This window comes from Streptococcus oralis subsp. dentisani, assembly GCF_003944205.1.
In the GTDB taxonomy this organism is placed as follows: domain Bacteria; phylum Bacillota; class Bacilli; order Lactobacillales; family Streptococcaceae; genus Streptococcus; species Streptococcus oralis_BH.
On record NZ_RJPH01000007.1, the window covers coordinates 91,434 to 98,241 of the forward strand.

At 38.8% G+C, this 6,808-nt stretch carries 4 protein-coding genes, 6 tRNA genes and 1 pseudogene; 3 read left to right on the plus strand and 8 right to left on the minus strand.

Features of this window, described 5'->3' with window-relative positions; genetic code table 11:
- Positions 1 to 7 precede the first annotated feature (7 nt).
- Entirely contained in the window at positions 8 to 2,170 is a 2,163-nt protein-coding gene (locus D8805_RS06315; protein ID WP_125416260.1) for an alpha-galactosidase, read from the minus strand.
- Positions 2,171 to 2,277: 107 nt separating this feature from the next.
- Here D8805_RS06315 and D8805_RS06320 point away from each other — a divergent pair, with 107 nt between their 5' ends.
- Together D8805_RS06320 and birA are read left to right on the plus strand one after the other, a co-directional pair.
- Positions 2,278 to 3,138, plus strand: a complete 861-nt coding sequence (locus tag D8805_RS06320) for an AraC family transcriptional regulator (RefSeq protein WP_125416262.1) — start codon at positions 2,278 to 2,280, stop codon at positions 3,136 to 3,138.
- On the plus strand, positions 3,135 to 4,073 hold the full coding sequence (gene birA, locus D8805_RS06325) for a bifunctional biotin--[acetyl-CoA-carboxylase] ligase/biotin operon repressor BirA (protein WP_125416264.1): 939 nt from the start codon (positions 3,135 to 3,137) through the stop codon (positions 4,071 to 4,073). The genes D8805_RS06320 and birA overlap by 4 nt, the downstream gene beginning before the upstream one ends.
- Before the next feature lie 103 nt (positions 4,074 to 4,176).
- Here the strand turns inward: birA and D8805_RS06330 are convergent, their stop codons facing one another.
- A complete protein-coding gene (locus D8805_RS06330; protein ID WP_260469911.1) occupies positions 4,177 to 4,800 on the minus strand; it encodes a hypothetical protein in 624 nt (207 codons plus the stop codon).
- Positions 4,801 to 5,095: 295 nt separating this feature from the next.
- On the opposite strand from D8805_RS06330, the pseudogene D8805_RS06335 reads away from it, so the two are divergent.
- Positions 5,096 to 6,029: pseudogene (locus tag D8805_RS06335) on the plus strand (ISL3 family transposase); the annotation flags it as partial.
- Between the two features lie 89 nt (positions 6,030 to 6,118).
- Here the strand turns inward: D8805_RS06335 and D8805_RS06340 are convergent.
- From D8805_RS06340 to D8805_RS06365, 6 genes are all read right to left on the minus strand, one after another.
- A tRNA-Ser gene (locus tag D8805_RS06340) sits at positions 6,119 to 6,206 on the minus strand.
- A gap of 66 nt (positions 6,207 to 6,272) precedes the next feature.
- Positions 6,273 to 6,360, minus strand: a tRNA-Ser gene (locus tag D8805_RS06345).
- A 6-nt stretch (positions 6,361 to 6,366) separates the two neighbouring features.
- Positions 6,367 to 6,440 (minus strand) — tRNA-Ile (locus D8805_RS06350).
- A gap of 34 nt (positions 6,441 to 6,474) precedes the next feature.
- Positions 6,475 to 6,545, minus strand: a tRNA-Gly gene (locus D8805_RS06355).
- Between the two features lie 15 nt (positions 6,546 to 6,560).
- Positions 6,561 to 6,633 (minus strand) — tRNA-Phe (locus D8805_RS06360).
- Between the two features lie 3 nt (positions 6,634 to 6,636).
- Positions 6,637 to 6,710, minus strand: a tRNA-Met gene (locus tag D8805_RS06365).
- Positions 6,711 to 6,808: the final 98 nt, after the last annotated feature.

The following is a 6,808-nucleotide window of genomic DNA, read 5'->3' on the forward strand; positions in this document are numbered from 1 at the left end:
TATCTCCTTATCTTCTAATGAAATGTAACTGCCTGCTGAGATAATCTCCCTGCGGAAGCCCCATAGTAATACCCGCATACATGAGTTCTGCACCTGAGTAAACTACACCATTTTCCTGTAATTCATACCGTCCCTCTTCATCCAAATCTTTTAACTTTAAAGTTGTTTCCATTGTTTCCACAACTGATAGGACTCGAACGTAAGTTACTATCGTTTGATTTCCATAGTTAAATTGTACAGCTGCTTCATTGGATGCAGCATCGGGATTGATTAACCTATACTGATTTCCTAACTGGACTACTGGTCGCAATTCTTTATACAAGTTCACCTGATTAGCGATCTCAGACTTCTCCTCATCTGATAAACTTGTTAAATCAAGCTCATAGCCCAGATTTCCCATCATTGCCACATGACCACGAGTTTCCAATGGTGTCATTCGTCCCATCTGATGATTTGGTACTGCTGACACATGAGCCCCCATAGAAATGGTTGGATAGAGATAGGATGAACCATATTGGATTGGTAAACGTGCAATAGCATCAGTATTATCACTAGCCCAGACTTGTGGGAAATAACGCATCATACCAAGATCATTTCGTCCACCACCACCAGAGCAGGACTCAAAGAGAATATGGTCGTGCTTCTCTGTCAGATAAGAAACAAGTTCATAAAGTCCTAACATGTACCGATGAGATTGCATTTGTGTCTCTAGATAGTTCGAACCATTCCCTAGGTTAGTAATATTACGATTCATATCCCATTTGATGTAGTCAATTTTATGATGAGAGAGGAGTTCATTTAAAACATTTTTCAAATATTCTACTACCTGAGAATTTGCAAGATTAAGCACTAATTGATTCCGAGAGTAAGTATGCTCATATCCTTGGACCTGGATGGCCCAGTCAGGATGTTTGCGATACAAATCGCTATCTACAGAAATCATTTCAGGTTCTAACCAAAGCCCAAACTGCAAACCTCTTTCATGGATAGCTGAAATCAGACTTTCTAGACTTCCACCCAGTTTTTTCTCATTAACAACCCAATCACCTAAAGCACGATTATCATCAAAGCGATTACCAAACCACCCATCATCTAATACAAAAAGTTCAATTCCAACTTTCTTAGCTTCATCGGCTAGCTCCAACAGTTTTTCTCTCTGAAAGTCAAAGTAAGTTGCTTCCCAGTTATTGATTAGAATTGGACGTTCTTTTTTAGAAAACTGACTTGGCATAATGTGCTTAAGTACAAAATTTTGACTTTCATGGCTAATACCAGTTAATCCCTGATCCGAAAAGGTCACTAAAGCTACCGGTGTTTCAAAGTTTTCCTCAGGATTTAACTTCCAAGAAAAGTTTTCTGGATTAATTCCAATAGCCACCCGAACTTCATTCAACTGATTCTTTTGGACAAAAGCTTCGAAGTTTCCACTATACATTAGTTGCAAGGCAAACACATTCCCAGCATCCTCAGTGACTCCTTGATCACATAATAGAAGAGCTGGTGTTTGAGCATGACCAGAAGCACCACGGTTCGAACTAATCGAAAAAATTCCTTGTTCTACCTGTTGACGTCGAACAGTCTTTTCACGAGCATAAGCTCCCTGTAAAGTCACTATTTCGTAAGCTGCAGCAGGAAAATCAGCCATGAAAGAAAAGTCCTTATGAATGATAACTTCCTGATTGCTATTATTCTCCAATTTGCTGTAACTAGCAATTGTCGCATCATTTTCAAAAGCTGTATAATACAAAGTCAGACTAAGTTGAGCCTTAGGATCTTTTAAAATCAAGGCAAGCGTCTCTGTAGCATCCATGCTGTGAGGAGAAGGTAAGCCCTGTGGACCATTCTGACCTTTTAAAATCTTTGCTTCTACAAATCGAAAGTCTGTTACTTCAGTTGCATCATGTTGAACCTGTAAAGTTGGTTTTCTAAAGTCACCCAAACCATGTTGTCCAAAAATCTGACGTTGCGTATCCAAACTAAAGGTTCGATTAGTAGCTATGGGATTACCAGAAAAAGCATGATCGCGTTCGTAAACACTATTAGCTCCTCTATAGTTCTTAATAGTCTTTCCTAAATGTTTTAATAATAAGAATCCATCCCTATTTTCAATAATCAAACTTAGACCTTTACTCTCAACGTAAAATAGATTATTCTCTATTCGAACTCCCATATATTTCACCTCTTCGATTTCTTGATAAAATTTTATCAAATAAAAGCGCTTTCTAAAATAGAGAAATGTCTACAAAGTATGGTAAAATGTTAGGTAGGAGGTGGCACATGCTCGTTTTTTCAGAATACCAGACTGGAACAATTGATCTTTCTCTTAGCTTTTACGGCTATGAAGAATGCACGCCTAACTACTCTTTTGGCCCAGCTATTCGAGATACCTATGTACTACATTACATTACTAAAGGAAAAGGTCAATTCCATTATAAGGGTAAAATTGTTGATTTAAAGGCAGGAGATTTCTTTTTACTAAAACCAGATGAATTAACCTTCTATCAAGCAGATAGCCAGAATCCTTGGGCTTACTACTGGTTGGGGATCACTGGAGGGAGGGCACCTGACTACTTTGCTCTATCTCAAATTTCTGACCAATCCTACCTCATCCAGTCAAATAACTGTCATACACAGACAACTGCAAAACTCATCTCAGATATTGTCCGCTTTGCTCAGATTACAAAATCAAATGAATTGGCTCAACTCCACATCATGGGGCAACTCCATGAACTAATGTTTCATCTAGGAACTATTGCTCCCAATCAGAAAAAAGAGAATATTTCATCAACCCACCAGCTCTATCTTGACTGCAAACGATTGATAGATAGTCACTACCCTCAATCACTCACCATTCAAGATTTAGCAAAAGAGCTATCGGTTCATAGAAGTTACTTAACTAGTGTGTTTAAAGAATTTCACCAACTCTCTCCAAAAGAGTATTTACTTTTCGTTCGAATGAACCGTGCGCAACAGTTACTAGAACATACCAACGAAACGATTAAAGTCATTGCATATTCCGTGGGTTTTTCAGATCCACTCCATTTCTCAAAAGCCTACAAGCAGTTTTTTCATAAAACACCGAGTCAAACTCGAAATGAATACTCTCACTCCCTCTTAGCTAGAAAGGAAAATCAATGAAATCACACCAACTAGTCTACCAAATATTAGCTAAAGAAAACGATTATGTTAGCGGAGAAAAAATTGCAGAAGAACTGTCGTTAAGTCGCACATCCATATGGAAAGCAATTCAACGCCTCCAACAAGAAGGGCTAGAAATTGACAGTATCAAAAATAGAGGCTACAAGCTTATTCAAGGCGATCTGATATTGCCTGATTTAATTCAAGAGAACACCAACTTAAGCATTCTCTACAAGCCTGAAACAAAATCTACTCAAACAGATGCAAAAGAAGGTATTGAAGGTGGAAGCCTGGGAAATAGTCTCTATCTTTCCACATGTCAAACAGCAGGTCGTGGTCGCTTTCAACGCCCTTACTACTCTCCTGCTCAGGGAGGTATTTATATGTCATTACATATTCAGCCAAATCTCACCTATGACCAGCTTCCTGCCTACACATTACTTACAGCAGGTGCCATTTACAAAGCTATTAAAAACCTCACCTTGATTGACGTGAGTATCAAATGGGTAAATGACATTTACTTTAAAAATAAAAAAATAGCAGGTATCCTTACCGAAGCCATGACGTCCGTGGAAACAGGTCTAGTAACAGATGTCATTATCGGCGTTGGAATCAACTTTGCCATCAGCGATTTTCCAAAAGAGATAAAAGAAAAAGCTGGAAGTCTCTTTACACCACCAGCTCCTATCACACGAAACGAACTAATCTCAGAAATTTGGCGTTGTTTCTACCAAACAGCACCCGAAGAACTACTCTATCTTTATAAAGAACACTCTCTTGTTCTAGGAAGAGAGGTCAGTTTTATCCAAGAACAGATTGAAAAAAAAGGAGTCGCCAAGGACATCTCCGACAAAGGACAACTCCTTATCCAGCTTGATGACCAGACAGAAATCTGGCTCAATAGTGGTGAAATCTCACTCACTAGCTGGACTTAATAACAGCACTATATGATGTCTAGAACTTCATATAGCAAGCATATAGTGCTTTTTGAATGTAGAAGGTAACTGATATATAAATAGCTGGCTTCCTATCAACAATTTACAGGTGGATAGCTTTTGAGGCATGCTTTTTATATGCCGTGCTATGTGCCAAAGAAATCCCATAGCAGTGATTCTCATATTCAAGCATAATCAATGGCAGCGCAAAAACTTTAATAGCATATAAAAGCAGCCAAAACATAAAGACTTCAGCTTTCATATTCACCAAATTTTTACTAAACATCTCGTACAAGAACCATGCATTTAAAGCCATATTGAAGAGACTTGCTAACGTTGCTGAGACTATATTGGTTTTCAATTTTGGATGATAACATTTAGCCACATATAAAGCCAATATTGAAATATTATAAAGGCAAATCGGTTGATAATTTACTCTATAAATAACCAGCGTCTTACGATTATAGAACAGGAAACCATGAGGTCCACGATGATATTCATTTATCCAGACATGGCTAAGACCTCTAATCTCATCCCAAGCTATAAATAAATCAATTTTTCTTAGATAAATCCCAGTTTTATGGATTAAACACTTCCATTTGAACATGAAAGATAAAAGAAAAGTAAGGAGCAAAACCGCAACTGTAACAATCTTCAACTCCTCTTGCCCGATAGTCAAAGATAGGTTAAAAAAGCGAATTTGCGCTTTTTTTGCATCTAAAATCATTGAAATCACAGTTAGAAATACTACAAAGATAAATAGTATAAATCTATAAAAAATACTATGAAATTTTACTCCATTTTTCATCTCGATTATCCCCAGCCACTTAAAGTCTCTAACCTTAGTATACCACTAAATCTAGTCTATTTATGATTTTTTCTAGTATGAAAGTTACTGAAACAGCATTAGATAATAGAGCTCTATAATTCTGTAGTGAGTAAAACCACTATGGAGATGCCTAGAAAAAAGTCCCAAAAGATCTATAATGAAAAGCGACCAAACCATCATTAGAAAGAATCTTATGGAACAATTGCATTTTATCACAAACCTACTAGACGTTAAAGACCCTAACATCAAGAGTGTAGATATTATCAATATGGATCCCCCACAAGGAAATCACTGAAGAAATATGATTTTCAAAAAAATCTAAAATCCCTTATCTAGAATGTGCGGGATACAAAATTCTAATTCGTCTAAGGAAACGGCGTTTCCGCTGTAAAATCTGTAAAAAAATGGCTGTCGCAGAGACTCCCTTAGTCAAGAAAAACCACCAAATCCCTCAAAAATTAATCGAGAAAGTCCCTATGACGGTCATCGCTGAAAGCTTGGCTATCTCCACTTCCACCGTCATTCGTAAACTGAAAGAGTTTAAATTCAAGACAGATTTATCTTCCAACTCACATGTCTTGGGATAAATACAGCTTCAAGAAAGGCAAGATGAGCTTCATTGCACAAGATTTTGATTCAAATAAGATCCTAGCTATCTTAGACGGACGGACTCAAGCAACGATTCGCAAACATTTCCTTCGTTATTCTAGACAGGTCCGAAATGGAATGAAAGTCATTACAATGGACATGTTTAGCTCCTTCTACGACATCGCTAAGAAACTCTTTCCTTCTGCTAAAATCATCCTCGATTGCTTTCACATTGTACAAAATCTCGGCCGTGCAATGAGCTGCCTTCGCATCCAAATCATGAATCAGTTTGATAGGAGATCGCACGAATATAAGGCAATCAAACGCTACTGGAAACTCATCCAACAGGAGAGTCGGAAACTAAGTCATAAACGCTTTTATCGCCAGACCTGAAAAAACACTATAATCTCTATCAGCTCTTGTTTTTTAACTTTCAGAACAAGGAGGCAGAGAATTTTTTCGAACTCATTGAAAATAATCTCAAGCTGGTCCACCCTCACTTTCAGGCTGTCTTTCAAACCTTTCTCAAGGATAAAGAGCCAAAAAAAGAGAGTGCCAATGTGGCTCTCTCCAGAATATGACTTTTCACCAACCCACTAGAGTTGACAAAGATTCTCAAATTATATCACGGAGAATGGGGGATTCGAACCCCCGCGCCAGTTACCCGACCTAACGATTTAGCAAACCGTCCTCTTCAGCCTCTTGAGTAATTCTCCAAAATATTTAATTAATAGGTATAAATTGATTTAAACTCCTACACTCGCTTTATAGCTCTCTGTATACGGAGAATGGGGGATTCGAACCCCCGCGCCAGTTACCCGACCTAACGATTTAGCAAACCGTCCTCTTCAGCCTCTTGAGTAATTCTCCTATTAATGGGCACGAGTGGACTCGAACCACCGACCTCACGCTTATCAGGCGTGCGCTCTAACCACCTGAGCTACGCGCCCAAGTCAAAAACTTGGTAATTTGAACAAAGTTCAAAGCGGGTGACGAGAATCGAACTCGCGACAACAGCTTGGAAGGCTGTAGTTTTACCACTAAACTACACCCGCATAACTATTATAAAATGGCGCGAGACGGAATCGAACCGCCGACACATGGAGCTTCAATCCATTGCTCTACCAACTGAGCTACCGAGCCAAATTGCGGGAGCAGGATTTGAACCTACGACCTTCGGGTTATGAGCCCGACGAGCTACCGAGCTGCTCCATCCCGCGTTAATAATAAAAAGGAGGATGTGGGATTCGAACCCACGCACGCTTTTACACGCCTGACGGTTTTCAAGACCGTTCCCTTCAGCCAGACTTGGGTAATC

Excerpts from the sequence above, each read along its gene's own strand:
- D8805_RS06330 (WP_260469911.1), bottom strand. The coding sequence starts at position 4,800 with ATGATTTTAGATGCAAAAAAAGCGCAAATTCGCTTTTTTAACCTATCT.
- D8805_RS06315 (WP_125416260.1), bottom strand. The coding sequence starts at position 2,170 with ATGGGAGTTCGAATAGAGAATAATCTATTTTACGTTGAGAGTAAAGGT.
- birA (WP_125416264.1), top strand. The coding sequence starts at position 3,135 with ATGAAATCACACCAACTAGTCTACCAAATATTAGCTAAAGAAAACGAT.
- D8805_RS06320 (WP_125416262.1), top strand. The coding sequence starts at position 2,278 with ATGCTCGTTTTTTCAGAATACCAGACTGGAACAATTGATCTTTCTCTT.